The sequence below is a fragment of the Nocardioides sp. NPDC057577 genome, from assembly GCF_042801335.1.
Taxonomy (GTDB): Bacteria; Actinomycetota; Actinomycetes; order Propionibacteriales; family Nocardioidaceae; genus Nocardioides.
Genome location: NZ_JBHVGB010000145.1, coordinates 1 through 16,466 on the forward strand (window position 1 = coordinate 1; position 16,466 = coordinate 16,466).

A 16,466-nucleotide genomic window follows, 5' to 3' on the forward strand; every position below is an offset into this window, starting at 1 on the left:
AGTCAATGCGCTGCGCCACACCCAGGCCGCCGCCCCGATAGCCAGCCAAATCCTTTCTCGACGGGCCCCGGTGTCAAGGACCGCGAAGCGGCCGGCGAAGCCGGCGGCCGCAGGCCGTCCTTTACTCCGGGGTCTGTCGAGAAGACCCTCAAAGCAAGGGTCGGCGGCCCACGGTCCCAAGAAGAACCGGTCCCCAACGGACTTGAAACCCCGACCAGCCCCGAAAAGCGACCGTGTTGGTCTCGACACGCTCGCTGGCGCTCGCGGCACGACCAGGGAGGGGGGAGCGACCAGCGCGTGGCAACGGGACAGATGCGCCGACTCGACGACGCCGGCCCAGATCGAGAAGACCCTTGAAGAAAGGGGTCGGCGACCCACGTCCCAAGAACCTCCAGTCCCCAACCACTGTCGACGGACAGAGGTCTCGACACCCTCGACCGGACCAGACGCGAAGCGACCGTGTTGGTCTCGACACGCTCGCTGGCGCTCGCGGCTCGACCAGCGAGGGGGGCGACCAGTGCGTGGCAACGGGACAGACGCGCCGGCTCGACGACGCCGGCCCAGATCGAGAAGACCCTTCAAGAAGCGGTCGGCGACCCACGGCCCCAAGAACCTCCAGTCCCCACCCACTGTCGACGGACAGAAGGTCTCGACACCCTCGACCGGACCAGACGCGAAGCGACTGTGTTGGTCTCGACACGCTCGCTGACGCTCGCGGCTCGACCAGCGAGAGGGGAGCGACCAGCGCATGTCGACGGGACAGACGCGCCGACCCGGCGAGCTGGTCAGGCCGCGAAAGGAGTGGTGCCGAAGCGGCCGACGACGATGAAGACGGCCAGGGCGAGGTAGGCCACGTTGACCATCACCAGTTTGGCCTGGCCGAGACGACCGTGGGTGATCATCGCGCCGATCATCAGCGCGATCCAGCAGGCAGCGGTGACGGGGACCATGACGGGCACGATGTCGAGCACGGCGGGAAGGACGAGCCCGATGGCGGCCAGGATCTCGAGGATGCCGAGGGTCCGGACGAAGGTCGGGCTGGCGCCGCGGGTCCAGGCGGCGCCGTCGTGCTGGGACAGCTTGTCCAGCGGTACGAAGGTCTTGGTGAGGCCGCCCGTCAATGCGACGAGGGCGAGCAGTCCGGCGGTGATCCACAGGGCGATGTGCATTGTCTCTCTCCTGAAGTGTGGGTTCACCCCTGGAGACGAGACGGCTCCCCGTCGTGTGACGTGCGGTCGGTGCTCGGCGGGTAGGGGACCAGCGTCCCGGTGGAGCGGCCGAGGTCGTCGAGCCTCCAGCCGAGGCGCTTTATCTGGCGCAGGACGATCGCGGACTCGACCACCTCGAGGGGCAGGTCGCGCTGGAGATGCTCGTGGAGGAGCATCGCGCTCTCGACCGAGCGGGTCCAGGTGCTGATCAGCAGGTTCGTCGGTCCGGGTAGGCCGACGACCTGTCGTACGCCGGGGGTGGCGCGGAGGCGGGTGAGGCACTCGGCGACGTCGCCGACCGGCACCCGGCACCAGGTCTGCACGACGATGGGCAGCGGGGTCATGCCCTGGGCGACCTCGCAGCGGAAGGTGAGGGCGTCGGAGGCGAGCAGCTGGCCGAGCTGGCGGCGGGTCGTCGACAGCGGCCGGCCGGTCTGGCGGGCGATGTCGGCCGCGCTGCTGCGGCCGTTGCGGATCAGCGCCTGGGTGAGGGCGGCGTACGGCTCGGCCCAGGGGTTGACGGGGGTGGACGTGGTGCCGGCGTGGCCCGGGATCCGGGCCACGGCGCGTGCGCGCTCGGGATCGAGCCCGCCGACCCGCCAGCTGCTCGCGTCGACGTGGAGCCGGGCGACGTGGTGGGCGCGTACGCCGAGAACGCCCGGGAGGGCGGACAGGTCGTCGAGCAGCAGCTTGGGCATGTCGCCAGGACCGAGACCGACGGCCGTCACGATCAGGCCGAAGTCGCGGGCGGCCTCCTCGATGGTGATGATCATCGGCCACGCGGCCAGCTCCTGGGCGAGGGTGCCGGCCCGCCCGCCGACGCAGGAGATCTCGGCGATGGCGAGGCTGGCTCCGTCGTGCCCCCGGACCCTCGGATGGCCCATCACCCAGGCGCTGCCGTCGGCGCGCAGCCTCTCCCAGCGGCGGCTCAGGGTCGCCGGGGAGGTGCCGAGCGCGGCAGCCAGGTCGGTCCAGGACGCACGCGGCCTGATCTGGAGCGCGTGGATGAGCGAAAAGTCGTCCTCATCCAGTGTCGCCATGGTCACATCCTGTCCGATCGTCCGGAGGGACGAGCGATTCGGTCCAATTCACCGGCCGCCGACGTACGTGCCGAGATACTCGTCCCCGCCGTGAGCTCGGCCGTTCCGAGCCTGCCCGAGAGGACCCCGAGAAAAATGACAAGACGCTGGACGAAGCGCCTGCTCCTGGCCGTACTCACCATTCTCGTCATCGGGGGCGCCGGCTTCTTCGCGCTGGCACCCGGGATCGTGGAGAACGGCCAGAACAAGATCCGTCCGGCCAGCCTGCCGGAGGTCACGCCCGAGACGCGACAGCTGCACGACTCGCTGCAGGTCATCGACATGCACAGCGACACCCTGATGTGGGACCGCGACCTTCTCGAGCACTCGGACCGGGGTCACATGGACCTGCACCGGATGGAGGACGGCAACGTCGCGCTGCAGGTGTTCTCGTCGGTGTCGAAGTCGCCCAAGGGGCAGAACTACGACAGCAACACCGGCGAGACCGACAACATCACCCTGCTGACCTTCGCCCAGCTCCAGCCGCCCCGCACCTGGACGTCGCTGCTCGACCGCTCGCTCTACCACGCCCAGAAGCTCGACAAGGCGGCGGCGGACTCCGATGGCAAGCTGCGGCTGATCCGCACCCGTGCCGACCTCGATGCCCTGATCGCCGACCGTGAGGCCGGCAAGCAGGTCACCGGTGCGCTCTTCTCGGTCGAGGGTCTCCAGAACCTCGAGGGCGACTTCGACAACCTGGACACGCTCTACGACGCCGGCATGCGGATGGCGGGGTTCACGCACTTCTTCGACAACGAGGTGGCCGGCTCCATGCACGGTGTCGAGAAGGGCGGCCTCACCGATCTCGGGCGCCAGGTGTTCGCCGAGATGGAGCGTCGCGGCATCATCGTCGACATCGCGCATGCCAGCCACGCCGCGGTCGCCGAGATGCTCGCGATGGCGACCAAGCCGGTGGTGCTCAGCCATGGTGGCGTACAGGCGACATGCGACGTCAACCGCAACCTGACCGACGAGGAGGTACGCGGGGTCGCCGCGACCGGCGGCGTCGTCGGCGTCGGATACTGGGACGCTGCGGTGTGCGACCTGACCGTCGAGGCCGTCGTCGACGCCATCGACCATGTCGTCGAGGTCGGTGGCATCGAGACGGCGGCCCTCGGCAGCGACTACGACGGGTCCACCACCGTCGGCTGGGACACCAGCGATCTGGCCACCATCACCCAGGAGCTCGTCGACCGAGGCTATGACGAGACCGAGGTGGCGGCGATCATGGGCGGGAACACCGTGCGCGTGCTCCGCGCCACCCTGCCTGACTAGGCAGAGGTCCTCGCGGAGATCAGGGCCGCAAGGGTCCTCGCGCCGGCCACGATGTCGTGACCCAGGCGTACGGCGGGTTCGGGAGCGTGGCTCTGCTGTCCTCCGCCGACGGCCACGAGGAGATCGGGGCGGTGGTCGTGGACGGCGGTGATCACCGCGGCGGTGGCGATGATGTCGGCGGTGGTGGGGATCACGAGCACCGCGGCGGCGAGGGCGGGATCATCGACGACGCCGAGCCAGTCGTCGACCGGCAGGTCGGCGCCCAGGTAGTCGGTGTCCATACCGTGGCGTCGGGCGGCGACGGCGAAGGCGAAGAGACCGATCTCGTGGCGGGTGCCGGATGCTGTCCCGAGCGCGATGCGAGGCCCGTGGCCGTGTGCGGCCGCAGCCTCGTACGCGAGGGCGAGGCGACGCATCACCGCGTTCGAGGCCAGGTGCTCGCCGGCGACGCTGACCCGGCCGTCGGCCCAGGCGTCCCCGAGGTCCTCCAGGGCAGGGAAGACGTGGTCGGTCATGACCGTCTCGAAGCCGCCGAGGGCGAACACCTGGTCCAGGGCCGCGGCCAGGCCGGTGGTGTCGAGTGTCGATGCGGCACTCGTCAGTCGCTCGGTGAGGTCGAGGGTGGGACGGGTTCCGTCGCTCCGCGGGTCCGCGGCGATCTGGTGAGCGGGCTGCGCGCGATCGATCCGGATCGCCTCGGCCGCTGCCAGGCTGGCCGACCATCCCTGGTCCACCAGCTCCTTCATCGAGCGCAGCACCGCGACGTCGCGATCGCCGTACAGGCGGTAGCCGCTCTCGGTCCGGTCGGGAGCGATCACGCCGTACCGGCGCTCCCAGGCACGAAGCGTCGCGGTGGTGATGCCGACCCGCTGTGCCGCGTGCTTGATGGTGTACATCTGCGCGGCTACCGGGCCAGTCGGTCCAGGGTCGTGCGCATCTGCTCGGACGCGGAGTCACCCAGCCGCGTGAACGCGGGGGTCAGCAGTGGGGCGACCATCCTGGCCATGCCTTTCAGTTCGAACTCGGCCACGTAGCGCACAGATGTGCCGCCCGCGGCTGTCGGTACGAAGGTCATCGTGTCATGCGCCACGACCGTCTTGTTCTCGCCGCGTAGTACGACGCGTGAACCGGGTTCGTAGACCTCCACCACGTAGGTGAGATCGGTGTTGCGCCCGAGGAAGCGAGAGGTGTTCGCGTACGCAGTCCCCACCCCGCCGTCCCCGGAGATGCGGTCGGTGCGAACCGTGCCCGGATCCCACTCCTCGGTGTTGGTGAAGTCGGCCAGGAAGTCGAACACCTCGGAGGTCGGTGCGGAGGTCTCCACGGTTCGATCGATCTTCATCATCATGCCCCTTTCAAACCTTTGACATACCTTGTACAAACATTGTACGTTCGATTTCAGAAACTAGCCAGCGGCGATGCCGTTGCCTGACGAGGGAGTTCCCCATGAGCACAGCTGCCGATACCCCGCGGCCAACGGTTGCCGTGATCGGTGGCGGAGTCTCGGGGCTGACCGCGGCGTACCTCCTCGCCCGCAGCCACGACGTCACGCTCTTCGAGGCCGAGGAGAGGCTCGGCGGCCATGCGCACACCCACGACGTCTCGACCGCATCGGATGCCGTCCTCCGCGTGGACAGCGGCTTCATCGTGATGAACGAGCGCACCTATCCGAACCTGATCCGCCTCTTCGGGGAGCTCGGTGTCCGGACCCGGCCGACCGAGATGAGCATGAGCATCGTCTGCGACGACTGCGGCCTCTCCTACGCCGGCGGCAAGGGTCTGGGCGGCATCCTGGCCGACCCGGGTCGTCTCGGCGACCCGCGCTTCCTGCGCATGCTGGCGCAGGTGCCGCGGTTCCACCGTCGCGCCCGCCGTCTCCTCGAGACCGACAGCGATCTGACGTGGGGCGAGTTCCTCGAGGAAGGCGGTTTCAGCGACTACTTCGTCCAGCACTTCGCCGTTCCGCTGGTCTCCTGCGTCTGGTCGTGCGGTGACGAGGACGCTGCCGCCTACCCGGCGCGGCACCTGTTCGCCTTCCTCGACCACCACGGGATGCTCCAGATCACCGGTTCACCCACCTGGCGCACGGTCGTGGGCGGCTCCCGCGCCTATGTGGACAAGATCGCCGAGCGGGTGGGCGAGGTCCGTGTCGGCGAACCGGTCACCGCTGTGGAGCGGTACGCCGACGGGGTCGAGGTGCGTACGGAGGCCGGGTCCAGGCGCTTCGACCGTGTGGTGGTGGCGACCCACGCCGACCAGGCTCTGAGGCTCCTGGCCGATGCGACCCCCGAGGAGAAGGCCGACCTGGGGGCGATCGGCTACTCGCGGAACGAGACCTGGTTGCACCGCGACGCCGCCCTGCTGCCGGCCTCGCCCCGTGCCCGGGCGTCCTGGAACTATCGCCTCGCCTCGTGCGGCGGTGGCGCCGACAAGGTGGTCGTCAGCTACTGGATGAACCGGCTGCAGGGTCTCGAGGACCACGACGAGCATGTGGTGACGCTCAACGCCACCGAGCATGTCGACCCGGCCAAGGTCACCGCACGGATGAGCTATCAGCACCCGGTCTTCACCACCGAGGCGGTCGTGGCAGCGGCCCGGCTGCGTACGGCCGGCGGACCTCGCCTGGCCTTCGCCGGTGCCCACCTCGGCTGGGGCTTCCACGAGGACGGCTGTCGCTCCGGGGTGGAGGCGGCGGAGTCGTTCGGGGTGACGTGGTGATCCCGTCACCGGTCTTTCCCGAGGTGCCCGCGCTGGTCGTCGGCCATGTCAGCCACGCCAGAGAGGTGCCGTTGCGGCACGCGTTCCGCCATCGCAGCTACCAGTGGTTCATCGACGTCGACGACCTGCCTCGCCTGCCGTTCTGGCTGCGCCCGCTGGCCGGGTTCCGGGCCGAGGACCATCTCGACAAAGGCTCGTCGGGACATGGCGTCCGGGGCGATCTCGGCGAGTTCCTCGCCGGCCGCGGCCTCGACCTCGCGCCGACCGACCGGGTGCTGATGCTGGCGAACGCCCGTGTTCTGGGCCATGTCTTCGACCCCCTCACCGTCTTCTGGGTGCAGTCGGACGACGGTGTGCTGCGCGCGGTCGTCTTCGAGGTGCACAACACCTACGGCGGCCGTCACGCCTACCTGCTCGACATCGATCGACGTGGGCATGCCAGCACCGACAAGGCCTTCTACGTATCGCCGTTCAACGACATGGCCGGGACCTATGACATCCGGCTGCAGGTCGACCCCGGACAGGTCGCCGTGACCGTCGGCCTCGACCGCGACGGCGCACGCGTGCTGACCGCGACCACATGCGGGACCCCGGAGCCCGCGACGCGCCGTGCGCTGCTGCGGGTCAGCCTCACCCACCTGCTGATGCCCCATCGGGTCAGCGCGCTCATCCGGTTCCACGGGATCCGGCTGTGGCTGCGCAGGTTGCCCGTCTTCCCCCGTCCTGTTCCTCAGAAAGAGGCGACATCATGAGTGCAGAGCCTGTGACCCTCGAGCCGCCGGTGCAGAGCACGCCGCCCGCGACCGGGAGCCTGCGAGCAGGCCTCGCCAAGCAGATTCTGCGCATGGCGACCCGGCAGGTCCCGGTCGACATCGTGCTCCCCGACGGCAGCCTGCTCAACCAGCGAGGCGGATCACCTGCCGCAGGAAGGCCGGCCATCGAGCTGCGGCGCCCGCAGTCGTTCTACGGCCGGATCGCCGAGAACCCGAAGATCGGCCTCGGTGAGGCCTACTCGGCCGGGGACTGGCACGCCGCGGACGGCACCGATCTCGCGGACGCGCTGACCCCCTACGCCGAGCGCCTCTCCCGGCCGCTCCCTGGCTGGATGCTGCGGCTGCACCGCCTGGTCGACCAGCCCATCCCCGCCGAGCAGCGGGGTGCCCTGGAGGACTCCCAGGAGAACATCTCCGCCCACTACGACCTGGGCAACGACATGTTCGCCGCGTTCCTCGACCCCAGCCTCAGCTACAGCTCGGCTCTGTTCGACCACACCCGGCCCCTCGCCGAGCAGAGCCTGCACGAGGCCCAGCTGCGCAAGGTCAACGCGGTCCTCGACCTGGCCGGCGTCGGTGCCGGTGACGAGGTGCTGGAGATCGGCACGGGGTGGGGGACCCTCGCGATCGAGGCGGCTCGGCGCGGCGCCCGGGTCACCACCGTCACGCTGTCGGTCGAGCAGGCGGCGCTGGCCAGGGAACGGGTCGAGGCCGTCGGCTACACCGACCGGGTCGAGGTGCTCGTGCTGGACTACCGACACGTCGTCGGCACCTTCGACGCCGTGGTCAGCGTGGAGATGATCGAGGCGGTCGGCGAGCGCTACTGGCCGGAGTACTTCGCCGCCCTGTCGCGGCTGGTGCGTCCGGGCGGGGCGATCGCCCTGCAGGCGATCCTGATGCCGCACGAGCGCTATCTGGCGACCCGCAACTCCTACGGCTGGATCCAGAAGCACATCTTTCCGGGAGGGCTGATCCCGTCCGCCACCGCCATCTCCGAGCAGGCCGCCCGGGCCGGCCTGAGCGTGACCCGCACCGACAGGTTCGGAGCCGACTACGCCGAGACCCTGCGCCGCTGGCGCTCCGCCTTCCTGGCCGCGTGGTCGACGATCGAGTCGGACGCCTTCGGCGACGAGTTCCGCCGCACCTGGGAGTTCTACCTGGCCTACTGCGAGGCGGGCTTCCGGGCCGAGGCCATCGACGTCGCCCAGATCCGCCTGGAGGCCGGCGGACGGGACCACCCATGACGACGTCGCTGATGTGGTTCCGGCGAGACCTGCGGCTGGGGGACCATCCAGCCCTGCAGGCCGCGGCCGCCGACGGGCACGTGGTGCCGCTGTTCGTCCTCGACCCGCGCCTGGCCGGCTCCGGGCGGAGGTGGGGGCGGCTGCTGGCCTCGCTCGCAGCACTGCGCGAGGAGACGGGCGGTGCGCTGGTGATCCGTGAGGGCGACCCGGCCGAGGTGGTGGCCCAGGTCGCCGCCGAGGCCGGAGCGAGCCGGGTGCACATCTCGACCGAGACGACCCCCTACGGCCGGCGGCGCGACGAGGAGGTGGAGCAGCGGCTGGCGGACGCCGACATCGGGCTGGTCGGCACCGGCAGCTCCTACGCCGTGACCCCGGGCCGCGTCCGGAACGCGAGCGGGGCGCCCTACCGCGTCTTCACCCCCTTCCTACGGGCATGGCGCGAGCACGGATGGAGGGCACCCGCCGGTGACCCTCAGGTCGAGTGGATGACGAAGCTCGACTCGGAGCCGTTGCCCGACCATCCCGACGATCTCGACCAGGAGGCCGGCGAGCGTACGGCGCTCCACCGCTGGGAGGACTTCTGTGTCGAGGACCTGGCCGGCTACGCCTCGGCCCGGGACCGGCCCGACCTCGACCGGACCAGCCGGATCTCGACAGCGCTGAAGTACGGCGAGATCCACCCGCGTACGCTCCTGGCCGATCTGGACGCGCACGACACCGGTGCCTCCGGGGGGGATGTCGAGCGTTTCGTCGCGGAGCTGGCCTGGCGTGAGTTCTACGCGGATGTGCTCTGGCACGAACCGGGGTCGGCATGGCGTGACCTGCGGGGAACGATGCACGGCATGCAGTACGACGAGGACCCCGAGCTGGTGGAGGCGTGGAAGTCGGGCACGACCGGATTCCCGTTCGTCGATGCCGGTATGCGCCAGCTGCTCGCGGAGGGCTGGATGCACAACCGGGTGCGGATGGTCGTCGCGAGCTTCTTGGTCAAGGACCTGCACATCTGGTGGCCGGTAGGCGCCCGGCACTTTCTCGACCATCTCCTCGACGGCGACGTGGCCTCCAACAATCACGGCTGGCAGTGGGTGGCCGGGACCGGAACTGACGCCGCGCCCTACTTCCGGGTCTTCAACCCGATCACCCAGGGCCTCAAGTTCGACCCCCAGGGTGACTACGTCCGACGCTGGGTACCCGAGCTTCGCCACCTTTCAGGGGCGGCGGCCCACGAGCCGTGGCGCCACCCCGAGGGGTTCGCCGACGGCTACCCTGAACGCATCGTCGACCACGCCGAGGAGCGTCGCGTGGCACTGGCCCGGCTGGCAGAGCTGAAGGACTCCAACTGATGACCTTCCGTACGACGACCCACGAGTTCCGGCACACCGTGCCGGACGCGGCCGACGTCGTCTTCGACTGGCACGGCCGGCCCGGCGCGTTCCAACGGCTGGTACCCCCGTGGCAGCCCGTCCGGATCGCCGAGGAGGCGCAGGACCTCGCCGGTGGCACCGCGGTGCTCGCCTTCCCGGCGGGCCGGCGATGGGTGGCCCAGCACCTGCCCGAGGAGTACGTCGCCGAGCACAGCTTCGCCGACCGCCTGGTCTCGCGTCCGTTCCTGGTGCCGGTGTCGTGGCACCATCGACACGACTTCGAGAGCGCCGGTGAGGGCACCACCGTGATCGACAGGGTCACGACGACACTGCCGAGGAGACTGCTCGAGCCGATGTTCGCCTACCGGCAGCGTCAGGTCGCCGACGACCTGGCCGCCCACCGCTCGGCGGCCGGCACACCTCGGCTCACCGTGGCGGTCACCGGCGCATCCGGCCTGGTGGGAAGCGCGGTCTCGGCCTTCCTGACCACCGGCGGGCACACCGTCGTCCGCCTGGTGCGCCACCGCCCGAGCGCGCCCGACGAGCGTGCCTGGGACCCGGACGACCCCGACCCGGCCTCGCTGGCCGGGGTGGACGCCGTGGTCCACCTGGCCGGCCACAGCATCGCCGGCCGCTTCACCGACAGCCACAAGGAGCTGATCCGCGGCTCACGCATCGGGCCCACCCGTCTGCTCGCCCGGGCCGCTGCGGAGGCCGGCGTGGGTGTCTTCGTCTGTGCGTCCGCGATCGGGATCTACGGAGCCGACCGCGGCGAGGAGGTCCTCACCGAGGACTCCACGACCGGGGACGACTTCCTCGCCCACGTCGTCCGCGACTGGGAGGAGGCGGCCCTGGCCTCGGTCGACGCGGAGATGCGGGTCGTCCTGGTGCGCACCGGGATCGTGCAGAGCCCGCGTGGCGGGGCCCTGCGCCTGCAGCGGCCCCTGTTCGCCACCGGACTCGGCGGCCCGATGGGCTCGGGGGAGCAGTGGCAGTCCTGGATCGCCATCGACGATCTCGTCGACGTCTACCACCGGGCTCTGGTGGATCCCGGACTCTCGGGCCCGGTGAACGCCGTCGCCCCCGCTCCGCTGCGGCAGCGCGCCTACGCCGCTGCGCTGGGGCGAGCGTTGCACCGCCCGGCGATCCTGCCGACACCTTCGTTTGGACCCCGCCTGCTCCTGGGTAGGGAAGGAGCGCAGGAGGTGGCCTTCGCCAACCAGCGGGTGGTCCCGCAACGACTGCTCGGGCTCGAGCACCGCTTCCGGTTCGTCGAGGCCGAGCAGGCGCTGCGACACGTCCTCGGGGGCGTGCGCACATGAGCCGGGCCACAGCGCCCGACCAGGGTCTCGACCGCGTGCTCGACCGCACGGTCCTGCTGGGCTACTCTCGCCTCGGCTACGCGATCCGTCACCGTCGTTGGGCCGAGAACGACCCGCGTCCCGGAGCGCTGACAGGGCGGACCGCCGTGGTCACCGGCGGCGGGAGCGGTCTCGGCGAGGCCACCGTGCTGGGTCTGGCCCGCCTCGGTGCCCGCGTCCACATCCTCGTCCGCTCACCCGAACGCGCCGCCCCCGCGGTTGCCCGGATCGAGCGGGTGCTGCGCGTCGAGGGGCGGGCCGCCGAGCTTCGGACGGAGCGCTGCGACGTCTCCGATCCGGCCATGATCGACGCGTTCGCCGAAGACTTCTGCGAGCGGGACGGCGGCCGCACCGCTCTCGACGTGCTCGTGCACAACGCGGGGGTCATGCCGCCCGAGCGGACCGAGTCGGTCGAGGGCCACGAGCTGTCCGTCGCCACCCATGTGCTCGGGCCGATCCGGTTGACCGAGCAGCTGCTGCCGGCCCTGCGCCGCGCCGAGCGCGGCGCCCGGCAGGTCTTCGTCGCCTCGGGCGGGATGTACACCCAGCCACTTCCCGTGGACGACCCCGAGTTCGAGCAAGGCACCTACCAGGGCGCAGTGGCCTATGCGAGGTCCAAGCGCATGCAGGTGGAGCTGGCGCCGATCCTGGACCGGCGGTGGTCACCGGACCGGATCGCCACCTTCGTCATGCACCCCGGCTGGGCGGACACACCGGGTCTTGCCCGATCGCTCCCCGCCTTCCGTACGTTGAGCCGACCGCTGCTGCGCCCGGCCGAGGAGGGTGCGGACACAGCGGTGTGGCTCGCGGCCACCGAGCCCACCCCGCCGTCCGGCACCTTCTGGCACGATCGCCGCCAGCGCCCCACGAGCTACCGGTCAGCGACCCGCCCGGGCCGCGGAGAGGCCGAGGCGCTGTGGAGCTGGGCCGCTGCCGCCGCGGGCCTGGACCGGCCCTAGCCCCGATGTCACCCGACGCATTCGCCAGCACAACTGGTCAGCGACCCGCGGTGAGCACGCGGGCCGCCTCCCGGCCGGCGGCCGCATTGAGGACGCCGGCGCGGGAGCCCGCGAGCTTGGCGGCGATGTGCTCGTCGACGGTGACGTCGCGGTAGAGGCGCGGGTGCACGTCGTCGATGAAGCCCGGCAGCGGGCCGATCTTGGCCTCGGCGTCGCCGTCGAAGAAGTACGCGGCCGACCGGCGTCGCTGGATGGTGCCACCGACGATCGGCGGCTTGACCCGGTGCAGCGTCGAGAGCCACTGCTCGTTCGTCAGCCGGGTCGTGAGGTCGCCGAGGTTGATCAGGAGCGCACCCTCGGCCGGGCTGACGTCGTGCCACTCGCCACCGTGCAGCACCTGGAGACCCTTGACCCGGTCGGCCCACAGGATCGTGACGATGCCGTAGTCGGTGTGCTCGCCCATCCCGATCATGTCCTCGTCGACCTCGACCCGGGTGCCTTCGGGCAGGGCGTAGTTGTTCATCCGCAGGACCTCGATCGGGTGGGCGGCGAGGCTCGCGATCGTGCCCCGCTCCAGGTCGAGCGCGTCCTCGAAGATCGTGACCATGGTGCGTGCGACCCGGGCGGCCTCGGCGCGCCAGGCGTCGATGCGGACCTGGAAGTCGGGGATCGCGGGCCAGGTGTTCTCCGCGTAGTGCGCGGCGACCAAGTCGGCGTCGGGATGGTCGGAGACCGACGAGCCGACGTTGAAGGCCTCGAAGAAGTCCTTCATCCGCGTCTCGGACTGCACGCCGGCGCTGAGCGCGAGCGTCTCCGACTTCGGCGGGGTGTAGCCACGGTTCTCCGCGGCCGGGCGGCGCCACCGGGTCTTCTCCGCGAGCGGCAGGGCGAAGAGGTCGTCCATCGCAGCGGCCAGGCCTTCGGCCACCGACGGAGCGACGTCGTGGCCGAGGATCTGGATGAAGCCGACCTCACGGCAGGCGGTGTCGATGGCGGCCGCGACGGCCGCCATTTCCTCGGGCGTTCCGCCCTGGACGTACGCAGCGATGTCGACGGCGGGGACATGGAAGTTGCTCATGGGTGATCTCCTTGCTCGGAGCAGACGGTGGTCGTGCCCGGAGGTGTCCGCTTTCCCGGCCTGGAGGCCTTGCTGTCCGTTGAACTCGGGCGCCACCACAGTAGAACGCCGAGGTTTCCGTGCTATTTCGGGTCGAGCCGACCACGTGTCGCCCGCGGCGAGCGCCGTATAGTCCATCATCGACCGACTCGATAGGATTTCGTGGTGACTCACCAGGCTCGGGGCCTTGACGGAGGCCAGGGTGCGCCGTGAAGGGTCGTTCGGTCCCTGGCTCCGGCAGATGCGCGAGGCGCGCTCGCTGACCCAGGGTGCGCTGGCCCGCGCCTCGGGTCTCAGCGTCGCCTCGATCCGGGATCTCGAGCAGGGGAGGACGAGGCGTCCGCGGACGGCCTCGCTGCGTGCGCTCGCCGATGCGCTGGACCTCACCCAGGAGGAGACGGCCCGGTTCGCCGAGGACCCCACGCCGGGTCGCGAGGCGGCCGAGAGCGCGGACGCGAGCATCGCCGTCCTCGGCCCGACCGTCGTCGTCCGTGACGGGGCGCCGCTCGACGTGCCCGACCAGGTCGGGCTGCTGCTGAGGCGGCTGGCCCTGGAGCCGGGGGAGAGGGTCGCCCGCGACGAGCTGCTCGACCTGCTGTGGCCGGAGCTGACCTCCGAGGCCGCGGGCCGGCGGATGGCCCAGCTGCTCCGGCGCCTGCGTGCCCTCGTCGCGCCGATCGCGGTCACCCAGGAAGGCAGCACCCTGCGCCTGGACGCCTCCGCCGACGAGCTCGACCTGGTCCGGTTCCGGGAGCTGGTCGAGAGTGGCGACATGGACGCGTTGACCCGGGCGGTGCGCCTGTGGCGTGGGCGCCCCGAGGGGTTCGAGCAGGCGCCGTGGCTCTCGGGCGCGGTCGAGGACGAGTACGTCGCGGTCGTGCTCAGCTGGGCGAGCCGGGCCGCGGAGGAGGGCCATGTCATCGAGGCGCTCCCGATCGTGGCCGAGCTCGCCCGGCTGCGGCCGCTGGACGAGCCGTTGTGGGCGGCGTACGTGAAGGCGCTGGCGACGGCCGGTCGCCAGGCCGAGGCGCTCGCGGCCTACGACACCGCTCGCAAGGCTCTGGCCGAGGAGCTCGGGCTGGACCCGAGTCCGGTGCTCGAGGACGTGCATCAAGGCACGCTGGAAGGACGCTGGCACGCCAGGCGACCGACGCTGGTCGAGGGCGCGCGCCGGCGGGACGTACCTCGCGAGATGCCGGCGGCGCCGGTGCTGATCGGACGCGATGTCGAGCTGGCGACGCTGGAGGCCGGGCTCGGCGACGGGGGCGGTGCCGCGGTGCTGGTCACCGGTCCGGCGGGCTCCGGCAAGAGTGCGCTGGCGCTGAGCGCGGCGGCCCGGCTGAGCGGCGACTTCCCGGACGGCCAGCTCTACGCCGACCTCCACGGTGTCTCGGGCGAGGCCGTGGAACCCGGATCGGTGCTGAGGCGGTTCCTGCGCTCGCTCGGCCTCTCCGGCCAGCAGATCCCGACCGACGACGCCGACGCCGCGGCACTCTTCCGCAGCGAGCTCTCCGACCGGCGGATGCTGATCGTGCTGGACAGCGTCGACAACCCCGGCCAGGTCATCCCGCTGCTGCCCGGTCTCGGTGCCACCCGGACGATCATCACCAGCCGCCACCGGCTGCCGGCCCTCGCGGGCTTGATCGACCTGGCGCGACAGATCCACCTCGGCGAGCTCGGCACCGACGCCTCCGTCGACCTCATCGGCGCGATCGTCGGCCAGGAGCGCGTCGCCGCCGCGCCTCGTGCGAGCGAGTCGCTGGCGCTGGCCTGCGGCCGCCTCCCGCTCGCGCTCAGGATCGCCGCGGCTCGGTTGCTGAGCCGCCCGGAATGGTCGATCGAGACCTACGCCGACCGACTCACCGCGAGCTCGCACCGCCTCGCCGAGCTGGCCGTCGGCGAGGTGAGCGTCGCGGCGAGCCTCGAGATCTCCTATGCCGCGATGCCGACCGAGGCGCAGCGCGCCTTCCGGCTGTGCTCGCTGATCTCGGCCTACGACTTCGACCCTGCCCCGGCGTGCGCCGTCCTCGACCGCGACCCGGACACCACACAGCGGCTGCTCGAGGACCTGGTCGACGCCAACATGCTGCAGACCGTCAGGCCCGACGACAGAGCCGACGACGGTGTCGGCCGCTACCACTACCACGACCTGCTCCGGCTCCATGCCGGCGATCTGACCGCCGCCGATCCCGAGCAGCCGGAGGCGCAGGGCCGGCTCGCCGACTGGCTCCTCGACACCGCGGTCAGCGCTGCCGACACGGTCTATCCGGGCCGCCTGCGCGCGCTGGAGATCGAGTCGTCGCCGGGCAACCGCTTCGACTCGGCCGACGACGCCCGCACCTGGCTCGACCGTGAGGCCCAGCTGCTGATCGCGTTCACGAAGCAGGTCGCGACCGACCCACGCCGACGCCACTACGCCTGGAAGCTCGTCGACCAGTCCAGGATCCACTACCGGACCCGCCTCGACGTGACCACCTACCTCGACCTCGTCACCGTGGGTGTCGAAGCGGCCATGCACGAGGACGAGGTCCGCGCCGAGGCCTTCCTGCGTACGCTGCGCTCCGACGCCCTCGAGGTTCTCGGCCGGATGGACGAGTCCTGGGCGGAGGCCGACCGGGCGCGACGCCTCCTCGACGTGAGCGGATGGATGCCGGGGCAGGCGTTCGCGGCCATCGTCGAGGGCCACCGCTACCGGGTCGCCGACTCGGGACGCGAGGCCGAGGCCGCCTACGTGCGCGCGCTGGAGATCCTCGGCGACGCCGAGGGCGCCGAGGGGCTGCGCTCCTGGGCCCACCAGGCGTACGGCATCACCTGCACCGAGCAGGGCCGCTTCGAGGAAGCGCGCGCCCACCAGCTCAAGGCGGTCGAGCTGAGCGAGGCACAGGGGAGCCCGACCCCTCTCGAGCTCGCGACCCTGGCTGCGGCCGAGCGTGCCCTGGGCATGCTCGACTCGGCGGGCTCACGGCTGGAGTCGGCGCTGGCGCAGGCCACGCACAACCGGAGCCCGTTCGCCGAGGCCAACGTGCTCGAGGAGCTCAGCCTGCTCGCCCTGGTGCGGGGCGACCACGCCGCCGCGCTCGAGCTCGCCGACCGGGCCCACCTGACCGCGCGAGCCCACGGGGACGTACGTTTCGTCGCCTCGACGGCGTGCAGCTATGCCGCTGCTCTCGACGCGACCGGGAGCCACCGCGACGCCGCCGAGACCTATGAGTACGCGGTCCGGCTCAGCCACGCGCACATCGCCTCGTTCACCGAGACCCGTGCCCGGATCGGGTTGGCGAAGGCGCTCCACGCCGAGGGGGACGACGACACCGCCCGGGTCCATGCCCACCGGGGCCGGCAGCTGGCGATCGAGCACGGCTTCGCGC

13 protein-coding genes are annotated in these 16,466 nt (G+C 71.1%); 8 read left to right on the forward strand and 5 right to left on the reverse strand.

Annotated features, from left to right (window positions below; genetic code table 11):
- Positions 1-785 precede the first annotated feature (785 nt).
- Together ACFU7D_RS22635 and ACFU7D_RS22640 are read right to left on the reverse strand one after the other, a co-directional pair.
- Positions 786-1,169 (reverse strand): DoxX family protein, encoded by a 384-nt coding sequence (locus tag ACFU7D_RS22635; protein WP_378871458.1) that lies wholly within the window; start codon positions 1,167-1,169, stop codon positions 786-788.
- A gap of 23 nt (positions 1,170-1,192) precedes the next feature.
- Positions 1,193-2,248, reverse strand: coding sequence for an Lrp/AsnC family transcriptional regulator (locus ACFU7D_RS22640; protein ID WP_378871461.1), 1,056 nt, complete (start codon positions 2,246-2,248; stop codon positions 1,193-1,195).
- Positions 2,249-2,383: 135 nt separating this feature from the next.
- On the opposite strand from ACFU7D_RS22640, the gene ACFU7D_RS22645 reads away from it, so the two are divergent.
- Positions 2,384-3,562 carry a dipeptidase gene (locus ACFU7D_RS22645; protein WP_378871464.1) on the forward strand — a complete coding sequence of 393 codons (1,179 nt, stop codon included), beginning with the start codon at positions 2,384-2,386 and terminating at the stop codon, positions 3,560-3,562.
- Here the strand turns inward: ACFU7D_RS22645 and ACFU7D_RS22650 are convergent.
- Positions 3,559-4,458 (reverse strand): MerR family transcriptional regulator, encoded by a 900-nt coding sequence (locus ACFU7D_RS22650; RefSeq protein WP_378871467.1) that lies wholly within the window; start codon positions 4,456-4,458, stop codon positions 3,559-3,561. The two genes, ACFU7D_RS22645 and ACFU7D_RS22650, sit on opposite strands and share 4 nt — an antisense overlap.
- Positions 4,459-4,466: 8 nt before the next feature.
- Positions 4,467-4,904, reverse strand: coding sequence for an SRPBCC family protein (locus ACFU7D_RS22655; protein ID WP_378871470.1), 438 nt, complete (start codon positions 4,902-4,904; stop codon positions 4,467-4,469).
- Positions 4,905-5,008: 104 nt separating this feature from the next.
- On the opposite strand from ACFU7D_RS22655, the gene ACFU7D_RS22660 reads away from it, so the two are divergent.
- Genes ACFU7D_RS22660 through ACFU7D_RS22685 form a run of 6 tightly spaced genes read left to right on the forward strand, consistent with a single transcriptional unit; the run spans position 5,009 to position 11,981 of the window.
- On the forward strand, positions 5,009-6,280 hold the full coding sequence (locus ACFU7D_RS22660) for an NAD(P)/FAD-dependent oxidoreductase (protein ID WP_378871472.1): 1,272 nt from the start codon (positions 5,009-5,011) through the stop codon (positions 6,278-6,280).
- Complete coding sequence (locus ACFU7D_RS22665) at positions 6,277-7,032, forward strand: DUF1365 domain-containing protein (RefSeq protein WP_378871475.1); 756 nt, start codon at positions 6,277-6,279, stop codon at positions 7,030-7,032. The genes ACFU7D_RS22660 and ACFU7D_RS22665 overlap by 4 nt, the downstream gene beginning before the upstream one ends.
- Entirely contained in the window at positions 7,029-8,297 is a 1,269-nt protein-coding gene (locus tag ACFU7D_RS22670; protein ID WP_378871478.1) for a class I SAM-dependent methyltransferase, read from the forward strand. Before ACFU7D_RS22665 ends, ACFU7D_RS22670 begins: the two co-directional genes overlap by 4 nt.
- Positions 8,294-9,640 carry a cryptochrome/photolyase family protein gene (locus ACFU7D_RS22675; protein ID WP_378871481.1) on the forward strand — a complete coding sequence of 449 codons (1,347 nt, stop codon included), beginning with the start codon at positions 8,294-8,296 and terminating at the stop codon, positions 9,638-9,640. The genes ACFU7D_RS22670 and ACFU7D_RS22675 overlap by 4 nt, the downstream gene beginning before the upstream one ends.
- Positions 9,640-10,983, forward strand: coding sequence for a TIGR01777 family oxidoreductase (locus ACFU7D_RS22680; RefSeq protein ID WP_378871484.1), 1,344 nt, complete (start codon positions 9,640-9,642; stop codon positions 10,981-10,983). Before ACFU7D_RS22675 ends, ACFU7D_RS22680 begins: the two co-directional genes overlap by 1 nt.
- Positions 10,980-11,981 carry an SDR family NAD(P)-dependent oxidoreductase gene (locus ACFU7D_RS22685; protein WP_378871486.1) on the forward strand — a complete coding sequence of 334 codons (1,002 nt, stop codon included), beginning with the start codon at positions 10,980-10,982 and terminating at the stop codon, positions 11,979-11,981. The genes ACFU7D_RS22680 and ACFU7D_RS22685 overlap by 4 nt, the downstream gene beginning before the upstream one ends.
- Before the next feature lie 37 nt (positions 11,982-12,018).
- Here the strand turns inward: ACFU7D_RS22685 and ACFU7D_RS22690 are convergent, their stop codons facing one another.
- Positions 12,019-13,059 (reverse strand): isopenicillin N synthase family dioxygenase, encoded by a 1,041-nt coding sequence (locus ACFU7D_RS22690; RefSeq protein ID WP_378871489.1) that lies wholly within the window; start codon positions 13,057-13,059, stop codon positions 12,019-12,021.
- A 226-nt stretch (positions 13,060-13,285) separates the two neighbouring features.
- On the opposite strand from ACFU7D_RS22690, the gene ACFU7D_RS22695 reads away from it, so the two are divergent.
- Positions 13,286-16,466: BTAD domain-containing putative transcriptional regulator (locus tag ACFU7D_RS22695; RefSeq protein WP_378871492.1), on the forward strand; the 3,181-nt coding region annotated here is incomplete at its 3' end.

What these genes read in the sequence shown, in the direction of transcription:
- ACFU7D_RS22680 (WP_378871484.1), top strand. Translation starts at nt 9,640, where the DNA reads ATGACCTTCCGTACGACGACCCACGAGTTCCGGCACACCGTGCCGGAC.
- ACFU7D_RS22635 (WP_378871458.1), bottom strand. Translation starts at nt 1,169, where the DNA reads ATGCACATCGCCCTGTGGATCACCGCCGGACTGCTCGCCCTCGTCGCA.
- ACFU7D_RS22645 (WP_378871464.1), top strand. Translation starts at nt 2,384, where the DNA reads ATGACAAGACGCTGGACGAAGCGCCTGCTCCTGGCCGTACTCACCATT.
- ACFU7D_RS22670 (WP_378871478.1), top strand. Translation starts at nt 7,029, where the DNA reads ATGAGTGCAGAGCCTGTGACCCTCGAGCCGCCGGTGCAGAGCACGCCG.
- ACFU7D_RS22640 (WP_378871461.1), bottom strand. Translation starts at nt 2,248, where the DNA reads ATGGCGACACTGGATGAGGACGACTTTTCGCTCATCCACGCGCTCCAG.
- ACFU7D_RS22675 (WP_378871481.1), top strand. Translation starts at nt 8,294, where the DNA reads ATGACGACGTCGCTGATGTGGTTCCGGCGAGACCTGCGGCTGGGGGAC.
- ACFU7D_RS22660 (WP_378871472.1), top strand. Translation starts at nt 5,009, where the DNA reads ATGAGCACAGCTGCCGATACCCCGCGGCCAACGGTTGCCGTGATCGGT.
- ACFU7D_RS22685 (WP_378871486.1), top strand. Translation starts at nt 10,980, where the DNA reads ATGAGCCGGGCCACAGCGCCCGACCAGGGTCTCGACCGCGTGCTCGAC.
- ACFU7D_RS22690 (WP_378871489.1), bottom strand. Translation starts at nt 13,059, where the DNA reads ATGAGCAACTTCCATGTCCCCGCCGTCGACATCGCTGCGTACGTCCAG.
- ACFU7D_RS22655 (WP_378871470.1), bottom strand. Translation starts at nt 4,904, where the DNA reads ATGAAGATCGATCGAACCGTGGAGACCTCCGCACCGACCTCCGAGGTG.
- ACFU7D_RS22650 (WP_378871467.1), bottom strand. Translation starts at nt 4,458, where the DNA reads ATGTACACCATCAAGCACGCGGCACAGCGGGTCGGCATCACCACCGCG.